20 protein-coding genes are annotated in these 22,553 nt (G+C 56.8%); 15 read left to right on the forward strand and 5 right to left on the reverse strand.

The features are described from left to right. Positions 1-61 precede the first annotated feature (61 nt). The 15 genes from EV286_RS19235 to EV286_RS19305 all read left to right on the forward strand — a co-directional run bounded on the left by EV286_RS19235 (position 62) and on the right by EV286_RS19305 (position 17,440). Entirely contained in the window at positions 62-460 is a 399-nt protein-coding gene (locus tag EV286_RS19235; protein WP_132958771.1) for a cupin domain-containing protein, read from the forward strand. Between the two features lie 314 nt (positions 461-774). Then, complete coding sequence (locus tag EV286_RS19240; RefSeq protein ID WP_132958772.1) at positions 775-2,556, forward strand: heme peroxidase family protein; 1,782 nt, start codon at positions 775-777, stop codon at positions 2,554-2,556. 133 nt (positions 2,557-2,689) lie between these two features. Next, on the forward strand, positions 2,690-3,724 hold the full coding sequence (locus EV286_RS19245) for an HlyD family secretion protein (RefSeq protein WP_245500760.1): 1,035 nt from the start codon (positions 2,690-2,692) through the stop codon (positions 3,722-3,724). Further along, positions 3,721-4,812 carry an FUSC family protein gene (locus tag EV286_RS19250; protein ID WP_132958773.1) on the forward strand — a complete coding sequence of 364 codons (1,092 nt, stop codon included), beginning with the start codon at positions 3,721-3,723 and terminating at the stop codon, positions 4,810-4,812. The genes EV286_RS19245 and EV286_RS19250 overlap by 4 nt, the downstream gene beginning before the upstream one ends. Positions 4,813-5,034: 222 nt before the next feature. Beyond that, entirely contained in the window at positions 5,035-6,174 is a 1,140-nt protein-coding gene (locus tag EV286_RS19255) for a glycosyltransferase family 4 protein (RefSeq protein ID WP_132958774.1), read from the forward strand. Between the two features lie 416 nt (positions 6,175-6,590). Further along, entirely contained in the window at positions 6,591-7,661 is a 1,071-nt protein-coding gene (rfbB, locus tag EV286_RS19260; RefSeq protein WP_132958775.1) for a dTDP-glucose 4,6-dehydratase, read from the forward strand. Beyond that, entirely contained in the window at positions 7,658-8,539 is an 882-nt protein-coding gene (rfbA, locus tag EV286_RS19265) for a glucose-1-phosphate thymidylyltransferase RfbA (RefSeq protein ID WP_132958776.1), read from the forward strand. The genes rfbB and rfbA overlap by 4 nt, the downstream gene beginning before the upstream one ends. A gap of 91 nt (positions 8,540-8,630) precedes the next feature. Next, a complete protein-coding gene (locus EV286_RS19270; protein WP_132958777.1) occupies positions 8,631-9,251 on the forward strand; it encodes an NAD-dependent epimerase/dehydratase family protein in 621 nt (206 codons plus the stop codon). Continuing rightward, positions 9,241-10,218, forward strand: a complete 978-nt coding sequence (locus EV286_RS19275; protein ID WP_132958778.1) for a glycosyltransferase family 2 protein — start codon at positions 9,241-9,243, stop codon at positions 10,216-10,218. Before EV286_RS19270 ends, EV286_RS19275 begins: the two co-directional genes overlap by 11 nt. Before the next feature lie 192 nt (positions 10,219-10,410). Then, on the forward strand, positions 10,411-11,991 hold the full coding sequence (locus EV286_RS19280) for a glycosyltransferase family 39 protein (RefSeq protein WP_132958779.1): 1,581 nt from the start codon (positions 10,411-10,413) through the stop codon (positions 11,989-11,991). Positions 11,992-12,069: 78 nt separating this feature from the next. Beyond that, positions 12,070-12,420: a hypothetical protein gene (locus EV286_RS32510; protein WP_245500761.1), complete on the forward strand. Its 351-nt coding sequence runs from the start codon at positions 12,070-12,072 to the stop codon at positions 12,418-12,420. After that, a complete protein-coding gene (locus EV286_RS19285) occupies positions 12,383-13,405 on the forward strand; it encodes a glycosyltransferase family 2 protein (RefSeq protein WP_245500762.1) in 1,023 nt (340 codons plus the stop codon). Before EV286_RS32510 ends, EV286_RS19285 begins: the two co-directional genes overlap by 38 nt. Before the next feature lie 579 nt (positions 13,406-13,984). Further along, positions 13,985-14,608, forward strand: coding sequence for a class I SAM-dependent methyltransferase (locus EV286_RS19295; RefSeq protein WP_132958782.1), 624 nt, complete (start codon positions 13,985-13,987; stop codon positions 14,606-14,608). A gap of 37 nt (positions 14,609-14,645) precedes the next feature. After that, positions 14,646-15,539 (forward strand): lysylphosphatidylglycerol synthase domain-containing protein, encoded by an 894-nt coding sequence (locus EV286_RS19300; protein ID WP_132958783.1) that lies wholly within the window; start codon positions 14,646-14,648, stop codon positions 15,537-15,539. Between the two features lie 68 nt (positions 15,540-15,607). Then, on the forward strand, positions 15,608-17,440 hold the full coding sequence (locus EV286_RS19305; RefSeq protein ID WP_132958784.1) for a hypothetical protein: 1,833 nt from the start codon (positions 15,608-15,610) through the stop codon (positions 17,438-17,440). Positions 17,441-17,890: 450 nt separating this feature from the next. Here the strand turns inward: EV286_RS19305 and EV286_RS19315 are convergent, their stop codons facing one another. The 5 genes from EV286_RS19315 to EV286_RS19335 all read right to left on the reverse strand — a co-directional run bounded on the left by EV286_RS19315 (position 17,891) and on the right by EV286_RS19335 (position 22,527). Then, positions 17,891-18,583 carry a class I SAM-dependent methyltransferase gene (locus EV286_RS19315; RefSeq protein WP_132958786.1) on the reverse strand — a complete coding sequence of 231 codons (693 nt, stop codon included), beginning with the start codon at positions 18,581-18,583 and terminating at the stop codon, positions 17,891-17,893. Between the two features lie 119 nt (positions 18,584-18,702). After that, positions 18,703-19,476 (reverse strand): glycosyltransferase family 2 protein, encoded by a 774-nt coding sequence (locus EV286_RS19320; RefSeq protein ID WP_132958787.1) that lies wholly within the window; start codon positions 19,474-19,476, stop codon positions 18,703-18,705. Continuing rightward, positions 19,473-20,414, reverse strand: coding sequence for a GDP-L-fucose synthase (locus EV286_RS19325; RefSeq protein WP_132958788.1), 942 nt, complete (start codon positions 20,412-20,414; stop codon positions 19,473-19,475). The genes EV286_RS19320 and EV286_RS19325 overlap by 4 nt, the downstream gene beginning before the upstream one ends. 5 nt (positions 20,415-20,419) lie before the next feature. Beyond that, on the reverse strand, positions 20,420-21,502 hold the full coding sequence (gmd, locus tag EV286_RS19330) for a GDP-mannose 4,6-dehydratase (RefSeq protein ID WP_132958789.1): 1,083 nt from the start codon (positions 21,500-21,502) through the stop codon (positions 20,420-20,422). A gap of 14 nt (positions 21,503-21,516) precedes the next feature. Then, a complete protein-coding gene (locus EV286_RS19335; RefSeq protein ID WP_132958790.1) occupies positions 21,517-22,527 on the reverse strand; it encodes a GDP-mannose 4,6-dehydratase in 1,011 nt (336 codons plus the stop codon). Between the last annotated feature and the right edge of the window lie 26 nt (positions 22,528-22,553).

The raw sequence follows: 22,553 nt of genomic DNA on the forward strand, positions 1-22,553 counted from the left end.
CTGGATCGTGGCCGGCCTCGCGAATCTGATCTATCCTCGGAGCAGTTGAAGGAGACGTGCCATGGATATCAAGCCAGCCGGATCGAACCCGTCCGTCAAGCCGCCGGCCGAATATTTCACCGGCGCCGTCCGTCAGGATCCCCTGATGCAGGCACCGGATCCCGCCCGGGTTCAAATCGTGAGCGTCACCTTCGAGCCCGGCGCCCGCACCGCCTGGCACACCCACCCTCTCGGCCAGACGCTGATCGTCACCGCTGGCCGCGGACTCGCCCAGAGCTGGGGCGGCGAGATCCGCGAGATCAGGGCAGGGGATACTGTCTGGTTCCCGCCCGGCGAAAAGCACTGGCACGGCGCCGGCCCCAATACCGCGATGACGCATATCGCGATCCAGGAAATCAGGGACGGCAAGGCCGCCGACTGGATGGAACATGTGAGCGACGAGCAGTATAGCGGCTCATAGGCGCAGACGCTCGTGCGACTTTGGCGTCTGCCTGATAGAATTGCTACCTTTGATTGAGTCAATGAAGGCTGACTATGCGGCACTTTCCCGTCCGCAGGAGCGGTGCGCGCAGCGCGCGCGGCGTGACGCCCCGGCGCGGCTTCAGCACCGCACGCACCGGAAACTGCGCTAATTCCTGCCTAAATAGTGATCACTGCTTCGCTCGGGCAGCGCTCCGATTTGGCTGTCTAAGCAGAATATGGCCCAAATGGGCTATTTGACAATTCGACAACTAGAGCAAGAATTCGGCGGGGCTGGAAACGGAGGGACTTTCAATGACCGTTCTGTTTCAATCCCATGGGGGAAGAGAGAAGGAAAGTGGCGCCAGTGCGCTAGCGCCTGCGGCTGCGCCGCCCGCAGGTACGGACGTCTCCGTCGACGAACAGGCCGATTTCGGCTACTTCGTGCCACCCTTGGACGCGCCGGAGAATTACCTCCCGAATACGGGAGAAACGGTCGGTGAGCTGGATGAGCTCGGCGACATGATGATCGATGCGCAGCCGGCTCCCAACCCGGAACCGTCGGGGACGGATTCGACCATGCCGCCGGTACTGACCTATTGGGGCCAGTTCCTCGACCATGAGCTTACCGCGCGCACCGACCGCGAGAGCCAGATCAGCAGCATGCTCAATGCCCATCCTCCCGTTGATTCATCGACCGTGGAAAGCCAGCTGAGGAACGCCCGTTCGCCGCGCTTCGACCTCGACAGCGTCTATGGCGGCTCGCCCATCGGACCAGGCATCACGGCCGATGCCGTCACCGTGATAGCGGGCATGCGCCACCCGACCGCGACGAACAAGATGAGGGTCGGCACTGCCTTCCCGGGCACCGACCTGCCCGACACGCTCGATGAGCACAGGGATCTGCCGCGCTACGTTCAGGTGCAGTCCGCGGTACGCAACGCCGCCCTTCACCTTGCGGAAACGTCCATGTCCCCCGACGAGTTCGCGAAATTCTCGGACAGCCTGCCGCAGCGGGCCCTGATCGGCGACAGCCGGAACGATGAGAACCTTGTCGTGGCGCAGTTCCACTTGAGCTTCCTTCGCTTCCACAACAAGGCGGTCGACTATCTCGCCAATCATCACACCGGCTGGATTCCCGACTTCAGCTCGGCGCAGGCGCTGACCCGACTGCATTATCAGTGGCTTATCGTCGAAGGCTATCTCAAGGGTGTCTGCGACCCGGCTGTCGTCGTCAAGACGGTGAATGAGCGCGCCTCGCACTTCTTCAAGTTCCGTTCGGAATTTGACGGGCGGCATCAGGGCCCGCGGCTGGGCAATGCGCTTCCCCTCGAATTCTCCGTGGCAGGATTTCGCTTCGGCCATTCGATGGTCCGCGCTGCCTATGACTACAACAAGCATTTCGGCCGCCCGGCCAGCGATGGGCTGCCGGACGCCACGCTCGACCTTCTCTTCCGCTTCACCGGCGGCGGCGGAGCGCTCGACGGCAACAAGAAACTGCCGCGCAACTGGATCATCGACTGGAACCGCTTCCTTGGCACAGCGCCGCTCAATTCTTCGGACGGCGAGCCGGCGCGCTTCGCACGCAAGATCGATACCGAGCTTGCACCGCCGCTGCGCAGGATGGTCAAGGAGGGCAACGATCAGACCGATCCGCAACTGCAGGCTCTCTTCAAGAGCCTGGCGCGCCGCAATCTGCGCCGCGGCTACAACCTGCGCATCCCGACAGGGCAGGCCCTGCACAAGCACCTGAAGAACAATGGCGCCGTCACCTCGCCGGTCATCGAGGATGTCTCGCTGCTCTTCGATGCCAAGCCGAACCTGCGCGACTTCCTGCGCAATACCAACGCCAAGTTCCATCAGAGGACGCCTCTGTGGTTCTACATACTGGCGGAGGCAGAGAAGGGGGGTGGCGACAGGCTCGGAGAAGTCGGAAGCTGTCTCGTGGCACAGACCTTCGTCGGCACGTTGCTCGCCGATCCGGACTCTGCCCTTTCGCGCGGCTTCACGCCCGACCAGAGCCCGCTGCGCATGCCTGACAACTCGCCGATCGACTCGATCGTCAAATGGATGCGCTTCGCGTCAGTGCTGCAATAGCCTGTGCGTTTGCGTTCCGGATACGAGGGGCTGGCTCCGTCGCTTCTGCGGCGGGGCCGGTTGACGGTGGAGGAGCGCCGGTCGACGCTTAATTCTCTTGTCATAACCGTGGCTTCGCAGGCATGTTAGCCGCATGGGCGATACGAAGGGTGAGGACAAGACCGACAAGGCGCCATCGGGCGAGGCGGCTGGACCGGAGCGGCGGCGCCTGACGCGGCTCGTCGTCGGGATCGGCGCGCTGATCGGCGTTCTCGTCGCCTGGCAGGTACTGACTGCGTTCGTTGCCTATACCGACGATGCCTATGTCCGATCCGATCTCGTCGCCATTGCTCCTCAGGTTTCCGGGATGCTTGCGAGCGTTGAGGTAGCAGACAACCAGAAGGTCCGTCGCGGTGAACTGCTGGCGGTTATAGACAAGGTACCCTTCGAGCTCGCTGTAGAAGCGAAGAAGGCGGCGCTTGACGAGGCTACGGCAGAGCGTGACGGCGGCCAGGATGACCTTGTGATCGCACGCGATCAGCTCGGCACGACTGCCGCGACGCTGAAATACGCGACCGAGGAGCAGCAGCGCCTCGCGATGCTGAGTGGACAGGCGATTTCCCAGGCACAACTGGATCGGGCAAACGATGCCTTGCAGAGCGCGACGGCGAGCCAGGCCGCAGCTCGTGCCACCATCGACCGGGCTTCCCGCTCGCTCGCACGCCTTGAGGCCGTTGCCGCGCGTGCCAAGGCCGATCTCGACCTTGCCCAATGGCAGCTGGAGCAGACGGAAATCCGAGCGCCTGTCGACGGCTCGATCAACAACCTCAATCTCACCGTGGGCGACATGGCGAGCGCCGGCCAGCCGCTGATCGGCATGGTCGACGATGCCGACTGGCGGATTATCGCCAACTACAAGGAGGGATACATCCACGACATGAAGGTGGGGCAGACTGCCTGGGTATGGCTGGACGCTCGTCCCTGGCGCGTCTACAGGGCGGAGGTTCGCGGCGTTGCCCGCGGAATCAGCCGGGAGCCGGGTCCGCAAGACATCCTGCCCTATGTGGAGCCGACGACCGACTGGATAAGGCTCAGCCGGCGTTTTCCGGTGACCATCACGCTCGTCGATCCGCCCGCCGACCTGACCCTCTACATGGGGGCGGATGCGAGGACGGTGATCTTCCCGTGACCAACCGCGCAACCGAGCTCCTGCAACTGCTTCAGGCCGAGATGGCCGAGATCTCGTTCTCCGGCCCGCGCTTCGTGCAGGCGAACATGGCGGCAATTTCCGTCGGCCTGGCGGTGGTGCTCGCCCTTCTCTTGCAGCTCGACGATCCGTGGTGGGCGGGTATCAGCGCCTTCATGTGCACGCAGGCGAGCCAGCCGCAATCCCTGCAGAAAGGGGCACTCCGCATTGTCGGCACCCTTGGCGGGGCGGCCATCGGCTTCGTCTTTGCCCCGTGGTTTGCCTATGATCCCGTGGCGACGATGCTGCTTCTCTACTTCGCCGGCACCTTTGGAATTCTCGGATCGCTGCTGAGCCCCCACGGCTATGCCTGGCTGCTTGGCGGCATCACCATCATCATGGTCACGTTGGGAGCACTGGACGAGCCGACGCAGGCGCTCAACGTCGCATTCTATCGGGCCGCGGAAATCATCCTCGGCACTGTGACGGCGCTGCTGACGGCACTTGTCCTTGCGCCGCCGGCGTCTGCCGCCGGGGCAGTGGCTCCCGGCTGGCGCAGCCTGCTCGGCCGGAACTGGCACATCCTGTCGCATGCGACGCGCACTGGCGTTGCCGTTGCCGCCGTGCCGCTCGTCTGGCGCCAGCTCGAGCTGCCGAACCTCACGCAGATGGCAATCTCCATCGGGGCCATCATGGCCGTTCCGACACTCACCGGCGTGTCACAGCGCGATCAGGACGCGATCGCGTTGCGCACCTTGCACCGGATCGTCGGCTGCGTTCTCGGCGGCGGCGCGGGAGTGCTGTTCCTGGCCACGCCAGCCAGCCAGATCTTTCTTCCGTGGTTGCTCGGGCTCATGGCGGGCAACTGGTTGTCGATGCAGCTGCAGAACGGCCGCCACGGCATCTCCGTCGTCGGCGTCCAGGCCTCGGTCGCACTGATCCTCACCCTCGTCCAGGGCGCGGCCCCTGCGACAAGCCTGCTACCCGCCATCGACCGCGTGGTCGGCATGCTCGGCGCAATCGGCCTCCTCGTGCTCGTCAACCTGCTCCTCGGCCCGCCGCGCTCCGCTGAACCCGCCGCGCCGAATTGATCGGATAAGCAGGCGGCGAGCGGACGCGCTCCGCTGTGCAGGGCCGCCGAATGTCCGGCTCTCTGCAGCTTCCATTGGAAACATCGATTGATCCCCCCAATAGAGCGCCTCCACTGTTGGCAGGCGCCACGCGATCCGTTACGGGTAGCCGAAAGGATCGGCGCGCCCTGGTGGCTTGCGCCAAATCGCTGGAGCCATCTGGGGCCCGCACCGAAAGCGCGAATGAGAGTTCTGCATTTCTTCAAGACCTACTGGCCGGACACCTTCGGCGGCATCGAGCGGACGATCCACGCGATCGCCAAGGGCACTCGCCAATATGGCTTCGAGAGTGACGTGCTGTCCCTTAGCGATCAGCCGGAGATCAACACGAAATCCTTTGACGGTCATATGGCATACAAGGCGAAGCTCGATTTCGAATTCGCCTCGACCGGCTTCTCGCGTGAAGCCTTCCGGCGCTTCAAGGAGCTGAGTGCGGCTGCCGATATCATTCACTTCCATTTTCCATGGCCGCTGATGGACGCGGTGCATCTCCTCTCAAGGCACGGCAAGCCGACAGTCGTTACCTACCATTCCGACATCATCAAGCAGAAGACGCTGCTGCGGCTCTATCGGCCGCTGATGTATCGCTTCCTCGGAAGCGTCGATCGCATTGTCGCGACATCTCCCAACTACGTCGAGACGAGCGAGGTGCTGCAACACTTCCGCTCCAAGGTGGAGATTGTTCCTCTCGGGCTGGACGAGGCGGACTATCCTCAGGTCGATGAGAAGACAATGGCGGGCTGGCGGGCAAGGCTCCCCGCACGCTTCTTCCTGTTCGTCGGGGTGCTGCGTTACTACAAGGGCATCCATGTCCTGATCGAGGCGGCAAGAAAGACCGGTCTCGACGTCGTCATCGTCGGGGATGGACCAATGCGGGCCGAACTTGAAGAGCAGATCGCGCGTGATCGGCTGACGAATGTCCATCTGCTCGGTGCGTTGTCTGACGGCGACAAGATGGCCGTTCTCGACCTCAGCCGCGCCTTGGTCTTTCCGTCGCATCTGCGCTCGGAAGCGTTCGGGCTGTCCCTGGTCGAAGCGTCGATGCGCGGCAAGCCGATGATATCCTGCGAACTCGGCACGGGTACGAGCTACGTCAATCTCGACGGCGAAACGGGTCTGGTGGTGCCACCAAGCGACCCGGCCGCCCTGGCGGCGGCGATGTCGACCTTGTCAGATGGCCCCGAGCGCGCTTCTCAATTCGGCACGAATGCTAGAGCGCGATATGAGGCGCATTTCACCGCGGCGTCGATGGCAAAGGCCTATGAGGAGACTTACCGCAGCCTGCTAGACAGTCCTCGCGGGGACTTCCGCCAAACGGCCTGACAGCGTGCGAGCCATGATATTAAAGGCATCCCGCAACACTAGTTGGGACCGATATCAGCGGAGTGGAACTGTTTCATGGAACTCGTGATTTAACCTTTCGGCAAAGGTTACCTACTCCTGCGTGATGTCTATCGCGCCTTTATGACATTGTGGTTGTGCGGCAACAACACCGATACTGGACACTGGGCGCGAGGCTAATCGCCTTCACGGAAGGTTGGACAGTTGCCTCCAGGCACAATTTTCGACCGCTCGCTTTATTGTCAAATAATGTGAATGTGGTAATAGACGCCGAAGTTGATCGGCGGCTGTAGGGCCGAGAATGTGTCCGGGCACTAGTTCACTTTTGCCTTGTTCCGATAAAACGAGATCTCTTTTGGCGCATATGTCGAAAGAGTGACTATGCGGTGTCAACGAGAATGATCTTTGTTACGGGTGGTGCGGGGTTTATTGGGAGTAACTTCGTACTCGACTGGTTCGAAAAATATGATGAGCCAATCGTAAACCTCGACAAGCTTACATACGCCGGCAATTTGGAGAATTTAGCCGACGTGGTGGGAGATGCGAGGCACCACTTCGTTCGTGGCGACATTAACGACACCAATCTGGTGTCCGGCCTGCTCTTCAAATACAAACCAAGAGCTGTTGTGCATTTTGCGGCCGAAAGCCATGTTGATCGTTCAATTCTAGGGCCGGCGGACTTTATAGAGACCAACATCGTCGGAACGTTTCGCTTGCTTGAGGCGCTGCGCGCTTACTGGGCCGAACTGGACGATCATAGCAAAGCAGATTTCCGCTTCCTCCATGTATCGACTGATGAGGTCTACGGCTCGCTATCGAAAGATGAACCGGCTTTCGGCGAAACCAATCAATATGCGCCCAACAGTCCGTACTCCGCAAGCAAGGCCGCCAGCGACCATTTGGTCCGCGCATATTTTCACACCTATGCGCTTCCCGTTTTGACAAGCAATTGCAGCAACAACTATGGACCCTACCATTTCCCGGAAAAACTTATCCCGCTGGTCATCCATAATGCGTTATCAAACAAGGCCTTGCCGATTTACGGTGATGGTCAGCAGATACGCGACTGGCTTTACGTGAGAGACCATTGTTCAGCGATCCAACGGATACTGGAAGCCGGTAGGCCAGGTGAAACCTACAACGTGGGTGGCTGGAACGAAAAAGCCAATCTCGACGTTGTCAAGGCGCTTTGCTCTATCCTTGACGAGCTTTCTCCGCGCGTTGACGGTCAATCCTATAGGAGTCAGATCGCCTTCGTGTCGGATCGTCCCGGCCATGATCGTCGCTACGCCATTGACGCCACCAAGCTAAAGAATGAACTAGGTTGGGAGCCTGTCGAAACCTTCGATACCGGCATACGGAAGACTGTGAATTGGTATCTGAACAACCAAAAATGGGTAGCTAATGTGACCAGCGGCGCCTATCTCAAGTGGATAGGCAAGCAATACGGAAACGATGAGATAGCATGAAGCGCAAGGGCATCATTCTCGCCGGTGGTTCTGGCACCAGACTCTATCCCATCACAGAGGGCATCTCAAAGCAACTTCTGCCCGTCTACGACAAGCCGATGATCTACTACCCGCTCTCTGTTCTTATGCTGGCGGGGGTTCAAGACATATTGATCATCACGACTCCCGAGGACCAGCAGGCATTTCAGCGGCTCCTCAAGGACGGAAGCCAATTCGGCGTGAATTTGAGTTATGCCATTCAGGCGAGCCCGGACGGTCTCGCGCAGGCGTTTATCATCGGCGAGTCATTTATCGGGAACGACAGCGTGTGTCTGGCGCTGGGCGACAACATTTTTTACGGTCAGGGCTTTAGCCCGGTTTTGCAACAGGCCGCTGCCCGCGCAGAAGGTGCCACGATATTCGGCTATCAAGTCAAGGATCCAGAGCGCTTTGGTGTGGTTGAGTTCGATGCCAACATGCGCGCGCTTTCCATTGAGGAAAAGCCGTCTCTCCCCAAAAGCCACTATGCAATTACCGGCCTCTATTTCTATGATAACGACGTAGTCGAGATCGCCAAGGCGGTGATGCCTTCGCACCGAGGGGAGCTGGAAATAACAAGCGTTAATCAGGCCTACATGGCGCAGGGTTCGCTCACGGTCCAGGTGTTGGGGCGCGGTTTTGCGTGGCTTGATACGGGCACGTTCGAGAGTCTCTTGCAGGCCGCTCAATTTGTGGAGATCATCGAGAAAAGGCAGGGTTTCAAGATAGCCTGCCTGGAAGAGATCGCCTTCCGGAATGGTTGGATGACCATTGAAGCGCTAAGGTCGCGCGCCCAGGCTCTCAGCAAAAATAGCTATGGGCAATACCTGGGGGAAATCGCCAGACTGAGCCAAACTTGAACGAGGCGATAATCATGGGTGAGTTCAGTTGATTGTTGGCAGGGGTCTCGTAGCTTCCGCATTTGTTTCGCATTTTGGGGACGATCCAGGAGTGGTCGTCTTCGCCTCCGGTGTGTCCAACTCTGGAGAAAGCCGACCGGAAGAGTTTCTGCGTGAGAAGCAGATGCTGCTTGAGACGTTAAGCCTCGACAAACTCATCCTTTATTTCGGAACATGCAGTGTCAGCGACCCCCAGCTTCGAAACTCGCCCTACGTGCTGCACAAGGAGGAGATGGAGGGCCTTGTTCGATCGCAGAAGGACCACGTCATCTTCAGGCTGCCACAGGTCGTTGGGAAAACGTCAAACCCGAACTTCCTGACCAATTACCTGTTCCGAAAGATAACGCTGGGCGAGCATTTCGAAGTTTGGAAATACGCGAAACGGAATCTGATCGACGTCGAAGACGTCGCCGCCATCGCGAGCTATCTGGTGCGTACTTCACTCGTCAACGGTACGACACAAAATATTGCGTCGCCTTTTTCTACATCGGTCCTGCAACTCGTCGAAGTGTTTGAGCTCGTGTTGGGAAAGAAAGCCAGATATTCGCTCGTGGAAGCTGGAGGCAGTTATGTCGTGGACTCTGCGTTGGCGGCCGAAGTGGCAATGCCATCAGGCGTTGATTTCAATGATGCTTACATAGAGGGGGTCGTAAGGAAGTACTATGGGGAGTGATCATTCGTGCAAGATCTCCGTTGTCATTCCTGCGTACGGAAGTGAGCTTATTCTTCCGGAGTTGGTAAATAAACTCGAAGACGTGTTCGGAGAGTTGCAGGGCGTATATAAGGACTATGAGATAATTATCGTATGCGATCGTTCGCCTGACAATACGTGGAGTGTAATTCGAGCACTGTCCGCGCAACGGCCGCGTGTCTATGGCATCTTGCTTCGTATGAACGCGGGTCAACACAATGCGCTAATGGCAGGCTTAGCGGAGGCCCGAGGTGAAATTGTCGTAACTATGGACGACGATCTTCAACATTCACCCGAGGACATTCCAAAGCTGATTGAGAAGATTGAGCAGGGGTTCGATGTCGCCTATGCGCGCTTCAGAAGTCGCAACCATCCGCTATGGAAGATCGCGGGGAGCCGATTGAATAACATCGTTGCTGGATATCTTATGAGGAAGCCGGCAGACCTTTATCTTTCGCCGTTTCGCGCGATGAAGTCGGCTATTCGTGACGATATTCTTACCTATAGTGGGCCTTATGTTTACGTCGATGGCCTAATTCTTTCGTTCACAAGGGATATCGCCTCGGTCGATGTCGATCACCACGAGCGCTTCGCCGGCAGCAGCCGATATGGACTGCGCAAATCTGTGTCGCTTTGGTTGAAGATGGCCACGAGTTTTTCCCTCGTCCCGCTCCGTCTGACTTCGATCTTGGGTCTGATTGTCTCAGGATTGGGATTCATACTGGCCCTCATTCTGATCATCCGAAAGCTGACGCTTGATACTGTGCCGGTCGGATGGTCGTCGTTGATTGTCACTCTTTTGATCATTGGAGGCGTGCAGCTGTTGGCGCTCGGCATGCTCGGCGAATATCTCGGGCGAGTGTTGCTGACCATAAACTCCAGGCCGCAATACGTGGTAGCTGAGAAGGTGGGATTCGAAGGAAGGTCAACAACGGAGCGGAAGTCATAGTGTGTTTGCGGCACATGCCTACGGGGCACCGGATGACTTTGACGCCGGCGTCGACCTGTTGAGTGCTATGTCATTTAACCCAGAGCTCGTCTGAGTTGACAGGTTTTGCATCTGCTACAAACACCCTCATCTTTGTTTACCGGCCGCATTTGGAATTGTTTCGATGACTCAAGAGGACGAGAGTTTGGCGGTATGACGCTTAGCAGAGGGTTGTTAATTTGGCTGGGCCTCGTAAGCTTGGTCGCGGTTTTTACTGCGATTAATATCTGGACCGCAATCGACCACGGCGCACTCTCGATTCCGCCGATATACGACGACAACACTTATTTGCTGGACGCCTATCAGCGCATTGCATTTGAGGGCGTTGGCGGCCCGGGAGGGGTGATTTTTTCTTTCCTGGAGAACCCGCCTCACGCTCCGCTCGAGACCATGACGGCGATGGTCGGCTTTTGGATCTTCGGTCCCTACAATTTTGGGCCCTATGTCGCCAATGCCATTGCGCTGACGATGTACGGCGTGGGCCTTTGGCTCATTGCTAAGAGGAATATGGATCCGTTATTCGGCCTTTTGCTTGTCGCTCTCATGATGTTTGTGCCGGTAGCTGGCGCAATAATTACGGAACTTCGTCCAGACATGGCAGCAGGGGCAGCTTTTGCTCTTGCGGCATATTGGCTGATCAACTTCAGGTACGACCAACGAGAATTTCTATCTGCCGTCTTTCTCGCACTTTTTGTCGTGCTTGCCATAAGTTGGAAGCCGAGCGCGTTTCTCATTACCGTTCCCATGCTGGGTATAGCGGGCTTGATGGGACTCGCGCTGGTGGGGAAGGCAAGGATTAGGGACGCATTTCCTGCAGCAATAATAGTGTGCTTGACCGTAGTCATTGTTCTTGCGCCGCTGGTCTATGTATGGGGTTCGCAGACCTACGCGTATGTAAAGGCCGCCATTGTAACGAACGCCGACATTTGGAATACGCCCGGTAGCATGCTGTTTCACTGGACGTACAATTTCATGGGCGCGGCGAGCAAGCTTGGGCTTGGGATATTCGCGCCAATAGGTCTCCTGATTATTCTCGCTGATATCTCCCTGACCGTTTGGCGGGGGGAGGCCTTCAAGTCGGGCCTTTCCGCGATAGCATACTACATTTGGTGCGTTATCATATACATTGGGACGGCGCTCACAGCGTTCAAGTCGCTGTATCAGAGCAGTTTCTTCTTCTTCCCGTTCATCGTTGCAATGACGATCGCGATATCGAGAGGTATCGGAACGCGCGACAAGCGGATATCGGCATTGGCATCGGCTGTGTTCCTGCTCTTTGCAATCATCTTCCTGCCGGCCGGAACGTCTTACCAAGACGGAAGGCAACGGCCGGAGACAAATGAGATGCTGACACAGATTACGGAGCTCGTAACTGACGGCATCGCGAAAGGTGCGCTTTGCGGGAACGCGCTTCCGATATTTAACGCTGTCAGTCCGTACCCAATAACGCCAGAGGCTGTCCTGATCGATCAGGCGCAGAAGAACCAGGTTAAGATGGAGTTCCGATATTCGTACTTCTCGCGAAGCCTGGATGAGGCGATGCAGATCATAAACGCGTCAAATTACGTGCTCATCCCCAATCAGGCAGGCTTGAAGGAGGGGACCGACCAAAATCTTCCAGGGGTCAAGTATAACGATAGTATCTACAGGACGTTGCAGGGTGACAAGAGATGGACGGAACATCGTATCAATGCCGCCGATCCCCCCATCCTCTTCGTTCGAAATGCATGCTGATTGACATGTGCATCCCGATAGCCAGATCGGGTCATTTGCCAGGGAACTCATGAGCCGTTTTCCCACGAGCTATCCGGCATGATGATGTGGGCCGTCTTGGCGTCAGACGGCGCCATGTTGCCCTTTCCCGCAGCTGTCTTTTCGCTCCGAGCTGGTCGCTATGGTACCTTGAATCAAGCTCGGCATTTTCTGCAAAAAGATACTCAGCCAGAGTGCCGACTGTTTCAAAGCCAAGATCTTGCAGGACAATCATTTCCGGTTGCCAGTGCGGATGCCGTTGACTATGGTCCGCCATATTTGTCGAAATCGACGCGGGTGCCTTTGGCAAGACTTTCGGAGTTCAACTATCCGTTCGTCTTGCGTCTGTTCCGCGTTGCCAAAGGGAGCTGCATTGTCGAAATTGATCATTCAAATACCTTGCCTGAATGAGGAGGAAACGCTGCCGGTGGCGCTTGCGGCTCTCCCACGAAAGGTCGAAGGTTTCGACAGCGTTGAATGGCTCGTTATTGATGACGGTTCAACTGATGGGACCGTTCGCGTCGCGGTTGAACACGGCGTCAACCACATCATTTCTTTGCCGCACAATCAGGGTCTCGCCAAAGCCTTCATGGTTGGAATCGAAGCGGCACTCAGTCTTGGTGCTGACGTTATCGTCAACACTGACGCGGACAACCAATACGACGCATCTTGTATCCCCGATTTGGTTCGTCCGATTTTAGAAAGGCGGGCACAAATTGTAGTGGGCGCTCGGCCTATCGATGAAATTGATCACTTCTCGCCTGTCAAGAAGGTTCTTCAGAGATTTGGAAGCTGGGCCGTAAAACTGGCGAGCGATACAACAGTTGCCGATGCACCGAGTGGTTTTCGCGCAATCCACCGGGACGCCGCAGTGCAATTGAATGTGTTCAATCGGTATACCTACACCTTGGAAACGATAATCCAGGCGGGGCGCAAGAACATCCCCATCACATCTGTGCCCATACGAGTTAATGGCGACCTGAGGCCGTCCCGACTCGTCAAGAGCATTGCCAGTTATGTTCGCCGCTCGTTGATCACGATCGTCAGGATATTCATCGTCTACAGTCCATTGCGTTTCTTCACCGCCTGCGCCGCGATTTTCGCAATACCAGGTGCATTTATGATCGTGCGCTTCCTTTATAACTTCACAATCGGAGAGGGCCGCGGCAACATTCAGTCGTTGGTCCTTTCCGGTGCGCTGCTTGCTCTTGCGGGCATTCTCGCTGTGGGCGGAATTCTTGCTGAGCTCATCGCGGTCAACCGACAGTTGCTTGAAGAGATCAGGATCCGGCAGTTGCGCCAGGAATTGCGCACGCTCCCGCGAGTAGGGTTGAGTTACCAGGCTTCTGCAGAGTGCTCGGATGAGGCGATAGAGAAAGTGAAGGCGCGTGGTTGATCAAGTATCGGGGCTGCTATCCCCCTATCTTCGGAACGCTAGATTGAGCGCGGTCCGCCCTTGGTTGCAAGGACGAGTTCTTGACATCGGATGCGGATCAGGCGCGTTGGCGGAATGGTGTGACAAGGAAGCGTATGTCGGGTTTGATCCAGACGCGGCGTCAGTTGAGATTGCTCGCCGGAAGTGGCCAGACCACAAGTTTGTTGTGCAGCTCCCGTCATCAGAAAAGTTTGATACGATAATAGCGCTAGCGGTAATTGAGCATCTGCCAGACCCCAAGAGGGAACTTGGTGGGTGGGCATCCTGTTTGGCGCCCCTGGGCCGCTTGGTTCTTACTACCCCTCATCGAGCATTCCACAAGATACATGACATCGGTGCGATGCTGGGAGTTTTCAGCTCGAGTGCTGCCGAAGAGCACGAGGAGATGTTCGACAAGGGAAGTTTACATCGCCTCGCTGTAGAATGCGGGCTGAGGCCGATCAAATATGAGCGATTTCTATGGGGAGCAAACCAGCTATTTGCGGTCGAACTCGACCGAAGGCAGAGCCTCTCACAAGCTCGTGAGAAAGAAGAGAGAGAATGACGGAGACTCCACCAGTATACGACAATGTCCCTGGAAACTATTACGACAAATACAATACGGGGAATCCGATCGCCCGCTATTTGATGAACGGCTTCCTGAACAGCTTCGACGAACTCACTGAGAAAACTGGAATTCGCAGTGCATATGAGGTTGGCTGCGGCGAGGGCAACCTCTCGATGCGTCTCCACGACCGCGGCTGGGATGTCCGTGGAAGCGATCTCGAGGCAACGAGCGTCGCAGAAGCAAACGGGCAGTGCGCGACGCGCGGTATCTCGCCGAAATTTAAAACCATATCGCTTTATGATTTGGCTCCGCAGGAAGCATCGGCCGAACTGGTGATCTGCTGCGAAGTACTTGAACACGTTCCTCAAACCGAACGGGCACTGGCCGTTTTGAAGTCGCTGGCGAATCCTTATCTCCTTGTCAGCGTACCGCGCGAGCCCATTTGGCGCATACTCAATATGGCACGCGGAAAGTATATCGGCAGCTTGGGCAACACGCCGGGTCATATTCAGCATTGGTCGTCCGCGGCCTTTCTTGACCTGTTGCGTAGAACCGTGAAAGTCGTCGAAGTTCGGCAACCGCTTCCCTGGACGATGGTTCTTTGCCGCTGTGACTGACACGAAGCAGGGAGGCACGATTGTCAGGGCAGGCAAGATGAGGCCTATTGTCCGCATCATCGGTATTGTCGTCAGTCTGGCCGCGTTTGCCTTTGTCGGCCGTGCCATCTACCGATCGTTTGACGGCCTACAGCAGCAGTTTGCTTCGCCATTGTTTCTGGCGGCCGTCGGGGGCTCAGTTGTTGCATACGCGTTAATCGTTCAGCTCTGCTCGCTGGCCTGGCACAGGCTACTGACTGCGATCGACGGTCCGTCGCTGAGCGTTGGACGTGCTCTTGCCATTTGCGGAAAAGCACAAATCTACAAATATCTGCCGAGCAACATGCTACACATGGTCGGCCGTTATGGTCTCTCCAGAAGGGCGGGAGCTTCAAACAAGGCTCTCGCCTTTGCGCAAATAGGCGAATTGTCGATCATCGCTGTGGCAGCGGCGTGCGTATCCGCGTGGCTTGCGAGAGGGGTCTTGGTTGGTGAACTCGCTCGTCATGCTTCTGCCAATCCAGCATTGGTCAACGCACTGGTTTTCGGCAGCCTCTCCGTCCTGATCCTGGGCGTTGCTGTATTTGGCTACCTTAAGATGGGCGGGGCAGACCACAGTGCATTTGTTGCGGTCGCCATCGCGTTCGTCCTCTACCTTTTGTTTTTCATTGGAAGCGGATCGCTAATAGTCATGATCAGCAGAAGCCTTTCGGGCGACAGTCGGATAGGCGACCTTATCGGGATTGGAGCCGCCGCATGGCTCCTAGGATTCATTGTTCCGGGAGCGCCTGGCGGATTCGGCGTCCGAGAGACGGTCCTCATTGCTGGCCTTTCCACTACAGGCATACCTACGGCCGAGGCGACTGCGGTCGCGCTCGGATATCGTTTTGCAACGACCATTGGCGATGCTCTGGTTGCGGTGATTGTTGTTGCTTTTGAGTGCAGAAAGTGAACGAGGGCATGCGCAGGAATTCTGGAAGTACGCCTCGAAACGTCAGTTGGACTGCCCTGGAATGTGCCTTGGCGATTTTGGCCGCGGGCTTGGTGCTTTTGCTCCACGGCGCTATCCCGTTTTTTATGACGCCAACGCTAGGGCAGGCCGTGTGGACGTCTGGTTTTGCGCAGTCATTCGCCAATGGTCCGTTGTACAGCATCCACACGCATGACTTTGGGCTTCCTGTGCCGTCAGCAATTCCGTTTGGCCTCGCCGGCGCACTGCCAGTAAGCTGGCTGATCCGGTTGGGACTACACCCTTCCGATGCTTATGCCGGCATGGCTGCTTTTTGGCTGACGGTCGCATTCGGTTCCGCCTTCCTGATCTCCCGATCATTTGGAGCGACCCGATCGGTCTCCCTGCTTCTTGCGATGACGTGGATGAGCATGCCGATCATCTGGGCCCATGCCGGCTATTCCATGGTTTCACTTGGCATCGGCCTGCTGCCCTTTTACTTTCTAGCGGCATTGCGCTTGTTTGAGCTCGAATCCGCTTCAAGCGTAGCTTGGAAGGTGTCGTTTTATTTATTGGCCACCTTTGTATCGGTGTTCATGGATGGCTACAGCTTTGTAATGTTCGCAGCCGGATCGAGCATATTGCTCGGTTACTTTCTGTTGACTGGCGTCGAGAGCCGTCGGCACCTGCTGAAGACTGCGCTGCCCACGCATATCATCAGCTTTGCCTTGGCCTATCTTGCCTATAAAACCTATATTGGAAAGGGTGAATTTGAGCCAAGTTCCCTGGATTTCTTTCGCGAAGCGGGACTTGATCTATCGTTTGTTGTGATTCCGACAAGTGGATTTCATTGGTTCGCCGACATTATTGGAATAAGTGCACGTCGTACCGAGGAAATATACTATGGTGATGCCTCGATTTGGACAACGACGTTCTCTCTGCCCATAATTTTGGCCGGACTGTTCGCGTGGTTTCGAGTTAGGCGTAAGCGAACTGTTGTCAGCGCTTTGTTAATTATCGCGCTCGTCGGTTTTTACATGGCGCTAGGGCCGACCCTAAAGATAAATTCAACAAGACCTGGACAGGTAGAAATAACCCAATCGCAACAACAAGGTGGGGCGGGGGCCGTCGCATATGGAGTGGGGCCAACAGGTAGTGCCTGGATATCCGAAAACATTCCGGGCTTTAAATCTATGCGAGCAACTTACCGCTGGTCTGCGCTTGAGATATTCGCGCTTTGGGCGTTGGTTGCGGTTTGGTCGGGCTCGTTGCGAAGAAACTCCGTAGCCCCCGTTGTCGTACTGCTACTGATTGTAGTTCTGAATATTCCAAATCTTCCTCAAAGATTTCGTATGTACACCGACAACAGAGCGCAGTTTCACCAGATTGACGACGATCTTTTTGCGAAGCTTCGACAGAGTATAAATCCGAACGAGGTAGTTGCGTTTGCTCCGTGGAGAAACGATTTTATGGCAAACTACCTCGCGCCAAATGTGGGATTTCGCACCTTTAATATCGGCGGCGACAAGAATCTTGCTGAGGCGCAGTTGCATTGGCCCTTGTCCATGTTGGCGCTCAGCGATAATCTGGAAGCGACCAAAATTCATCACATTGTGAAGATTCTTCGAGATCGGAATGCGGATGTGGTAGTGATACCCTACTTCCACATGCTTTGGTCTCCTCACCTTTGGCCATGTGTCGACCAGACGCGTGCCACACTTACGGAAAGCGCTAAAGAGGATTGGAACCGGCTTCCCGGTTTCTACTGTCCCGACCGGCGTAAAGCTGAACTTCAACCGCTGATGCAACAGATAAAGCAACTGCCATTTCTTGAAACGGAAGACGGGGATCTATTTGCAACAATCAGGCTGCGGCCGCAAGACGCAGCAGAGGCGGGACGATAGACGCCCGTCGAATGATATAGCGGGGCAAGAAGAGCCTAAGAGGTGATGCTTGTCTGCCTTTGGCTTAGGCTGAGGCGCGAGAGATTCTGAATACGAAAAATCGGGATCCGATAAAACCCGCGAAGGAGTACGCAAGGATGCCCGCAACCTGCGCGAGGTGACTTCCGGTATCGAGCAAATCACGGGCGAATAGCATTGCGGCGAGATTGATTAAATAGGAAAGGGCCATAACGGCCGCGTACCTTAGGGCCTTGCTTCGACCGAGCGGGGCTCTGAACGTCCAGAGGCTATTGACGGAATAGCTGATAAGGAATCCGACAAGATACCCGACTAGGTTGGCGGTGATATCACCGAACCCCAACCTCATCGCGGCAAATATGATGAGAAGTCCGACGGCTGTATTGACGACTCCGACTGCGATATACCTTACGAATTGACCAACAATACCTGTCATTTCTGCGCCGTTACCGAATATTGGGCGCCGAGGGGCAGCCAGCCCATACCGCGCTCCAGAGGACGCAGGGACTTCAGCATGTTTGGAAAGAATATCCGGTACTCATGCGTAATGCTGCGAAAACCGGCTGCTTTGAGGACGGCTCTCAGCCGAAAGGGGTTCATAAGCTTTGCGTTCGCATCGAACTCGCAGGTATTGACGGCGTGAAGAGTTAGCGGATTCCACGGATTGTGCTCGAATATCGTTACAATGCCATTCGGCTTCACTACCCGCCACATTTCCCTGAGCCAATGGTCGTGCTCGTCCCATGAAATGTGATGAAATACGCAGGCTGCAAATGCGACGTCGAAAGTATTGGCAGGAAAGCGAATTGCATCATTCTCAAGTAGGGAATACTGCGCTTTGCTGCCGAAGCGCGAGGCTGCGATCTCGAGACTCTTCCGCGAAACGTCCACTCCGACAACTTGCGTGTCCGGGAAATATTTCAGGAAGTACGGTGTCGATGTTCCAACGCCACACCCAAAGTCCAGAATCTTCTCTGCGGAGACATTGCGATTGCGGACATGCCTGACCATGTCGGCAATCTTATAGTCGGCGAAGAATTCCGGTGTTTCGCCAGAGGCCGCGATAGCGTTGGCGTGGAGCGCCCTGTATTCATCGGCAAACTGGTCGAACTCGCTCTCGTTCACTGACTACCTCCGTAGTTCTGATTAGATTCAACGCCAAAGAAGAGTGGGTGTGGCCATGGGGAGCCATGTTCCGGTCCCATGCACACATTGGATCTTCGTTCGGACGCAGGATTCATATATCACTGCTCGCTAACCGTTGTGGGGCATAGACGATATACGATTGATTTATACCAGACCGCATAGGGCTGGGCGATCCACCACTTCAGCGGCACTCTGCCGTAGTGCCTTCGAACGATCTCCATGGCCTCGCGGTAATGTCGTCTGCGTAGCGTGCGTGTCTTGGTCAATTCGTGCTCGCGATTGACCGCCACGAACTGATCGACGTAGGCGAGCGGGCCGGACTGCCGGTAAAGCCGCCACCACAAATCGTAGTCCATCACCATATGAAGATTGGCATCGACGCCGGCGACGGCATCCCAGGCGGTGCGTCTTATCAGGGTAGCGGGCTGGGAGATGATGCAGCGCAGGGCCAGTCGTCGCTCGTCGAAGGGCTCGACCCATACCGGCGCACGCTTGCCAGAATTCTCAACGAAGTTCCAGGCACGTCCATAGGCCACCGGTGCCTCCGGATGCCTTCCCAAGGCTTCGACAAGGCATTTCAGTCCTCCTGGCAATAGCCAGTCGTCGCTGTTCAGCCAGCAAACGAAGGGCGCGGCGCCTTGCGCGATGCCCTCGTTGATGGCAGCCGCCTGGCCCTCGTCCTTACGGCTGCGCCAGCCGGAAAGCTTGGGCGCCCATTTGTGGATGACCTCGACAGACTCGTCGGAAGAGCCGCCATCCAGCACGAAGACCTCAACAGGAATATCCTGCTCGAAGATTGATCGAAGCGCCTCGTCAAGAAAGCGCCCCTGGTTGAACGAGGGAACCGCGATTGTGACGAGCGGCTCCTTCATCCTTCTGCAGCGAAGCGGGACTTGAAGTCGGCATAGGCCCGCGCAATGCCGTCGGCAAGCGACGTTGTGGCGTTCCAGCCCAATGCCGACATGCGCTCAACGCTCATCAGCTTGCGCGGCGTTCCGTCCGGCTTCGTCTGGTCGAAGACGATCTCGCCCTCGAAGCCCACGACCTTCATGACGGTCTCGGCAAGTTCCCGGATCGTCACATCCTTGCCCTTTCCGATGTTGAACAGTCCGTCGGTGACGTCGTTCTCCATCAGGAAGACGCAGGCATCAGCCATGTCGTCGATATATAGAAACTCGCGCATCGGTCGGCCAGAACCCCAGACGACCAGTTCCCGGTCGCCGCGGATCTTCGCCTCATGGGTCTTCCTGATCAACGCCGGCAGGACGTGGCTGTTGTTCAGGTCGTAATTGTCGTTCGGCCCGTAGAGATTGGTCGGCATCGCCGAGACATACTGCGTGCCGTACTGGCGGTTATAGCTCTCGCAGAGCTTGACGCCCGCAATCTTGGCGATCGCATAGGGCTCGTTGGTCTGCTCGAGAGGACCAGTCAGCAGATATTCCTCGCGAATGGGCTGGGGGCAGTCACGCGGATAGATGCAGCTCGATCCGAGAAAGAGCATGCGTTGCACACCTGCTTCCCACGCAGCATGTAGCACATTCGTCTCGATCATCAGGTTCTGATAGAGAAATTCTGCGCGGTAGACGTTGTTGGCATGGATCCCGCCAACCTTTGCCGCGGCCATGAAGATATAGTCCGGCTTCTCGGCCTTGATGAATTCAGACACTGCCCCGGGATCGACAAGGTCGAGCTCGGCATGGGTCTTCATCGCTATATTGGTGTAGCCGCCGGCCTGCAGCCTGCGGACAATGGCCGAGCCAACCATGCCCCGGTGGCCGGCCACGTAGATCTTCGCGTCCTTGTCTTTCATTGCAATCACTCGTGATAATCGTAGGCGGAGAAGCCGTGGCGCTTGACGAGTTCGTCGCGCTCAGCCGATTTCAGGTCTTCGCGCATCATTTCCGAGACCAGTTCCTTGAAGGTGATCTTCGGTACCCAGCCAAGCTTTTGCTTGGCCTTCGTCGCGTCACCCAGGAGCGTCTCCACTTCGGTCGGGCGGAAATAGCGTGGATCGACCGCAACGATGCACCTGCCGTCCGCATCATAACCCTTTTCATCGACACCTTCGCCCTTCCAGGAGATCGAAAGGCCGATCTCGTGGGCCGCCGCATCCACGAATTCACGGACGCTGTACTGCACGCCGGTCGCGATGACGAAATCCTCTGGCTGTTGCTGCTGCAGCATCAGCCACTGCATCTCGACATAGTCCTTCGCGTGGCCCCAGTCGCGCTTGGCGTCGAGATTGCCGAGATAGAGGCAATCTTGCAGGCCGAGCTTTATGCGGGCGAGCGCTCGGGTGATCTTGCGCGTCACAAAGGTTTCTCCGCGAACAGGGCTCTCGTGATTGAAGAGAATGCCGTTGCAAGCATAGATGCCATAAGCTTCGCGGTAGTTGACGGTGATCCAGTAGGCGTAAAGCTTGGCAACCGCATAGGGCGAGCGCGGATAGAAGGGCGTCGTTTCCTTCTGGGGGATCTCCTGCACGAGGCCATAGAGCTCCGAGGTCGAGGCCTGATAGAAACGGGTCTTCTTCTCGAGGCCGAGAATACGGATCGCCTCGAGAATGCGCAGGGCACCAAGCGCGTCGGAGTTGGCCGTATATTCGGGCTCCTCGAAGGACACCGCCACATGCGACTGAGCGGCAAGATTGTAAATCTCGTCAGGCTGGACCTGCTGGATGATGCGGGTAAGGCTCGAAGAATCCGTCATGTCGCCATAGTGCAGGACGAACCGGCGCCGCGCCTCGTGCGGATCCTGATAGAGATGGTCGATGCGGTCAGTATTGAAAAGCGAGGCACGCCGCTTTATGCCGTGAACCTCATAGCCCTTCTTGATCAGAAGCTCTGCCAAGTACGCCCCATCTTGACCGGTCACGCCGGTGATCAGTGCCTTCTTCAATGTGCCTACCCTTCCTAAATAAACCGCTCAAGTCGGCGTATCTGAGCCTCGACCATGCGCGCCACCATTTCCTCGAATGTCACACTAGGGCGCCATCCAAGAAGCTTTTCTGCCTTGGATGTATTGGCTACCGCCTTACCAGGCTCCAGCGGCCTCACCAGAGCCGGGTCGCTGAATACACATTTCTCCCAATCGTGGCCAATACTTTCATAAGCGACCCTACACAAATCGCGAAGAGTGTGGGACAAGCCCGTACCTATGATGAAATCTGCAGGATGCTGCTGCTGCAATATCAACCACATTGCGCGAACGAAGTCTGGCGCATAACCCCAGTCACGCGACACTTGGAGATTGCCGAGCGCAAGTTTGCCCTGCTCCACGATCGGCCGTCCGCGTTCGTTGCGATCCGGAGAGTCGGCAATACCCAGAGCCGCGCATGCAGCACCGTAGGCAACCTTTTGCGTCAGGAAGTGTAGCGGGCGCCTCTCGCTTTCGTGGTTGAAGAGGATCCCACTCGCAATATACATATCGTAGCTGTCCCGATAGATCGAGGCCATCTGATGGGCATAGACCTTTGCGGCGGCGTACGGGTTGACCGGGTTGAAAAGGCTCTCCTCGTCGTGGAATTCGACCGCCGTCTGGCCATACATCTCTGAGGACGATGCGTGGTAGATGCGAGCTTTGGGGCAACTGTGGCGCACGGCTTCAAATAGCCTTACTGCCGCCAGACCGTTCACAAGGAGCGTTTCCGGCGCGCGTGCCCAGGATTCTCCGGGCCTCGACTGCGAAGCCAGATTGTAGATCTCGTCGGGCTTTGCGTCCTGCACCGCGGCTGCAATGTCGACACCCTCGGTGACGTCCCCGAATATCATCTCCACCTTGCCGGTGAGGTGGCTCGCGCAGTTCGGTCTGTACCAGCTGTCCTGTCTCGCGAAGCCGTATACGGCGTATCCCTTTCCCAGCAGCAATTCCGCAAGATAGGATCCATCCTGCCCCGTAATGCCGGTAATAAGCGCGCGTTTCATAATCTGACTTGAACCCTCGATAACGG

This window comes from Rhizobium sp. BK251 (genome assembly GCF_004345245.1).
In the GTDB taxonomy this organism is placed as follows: Bacteria; Pseudomonadota; Alphaproteobacteria; order Rhizobiales; family Rhizobiaceae; genus Rhizobium.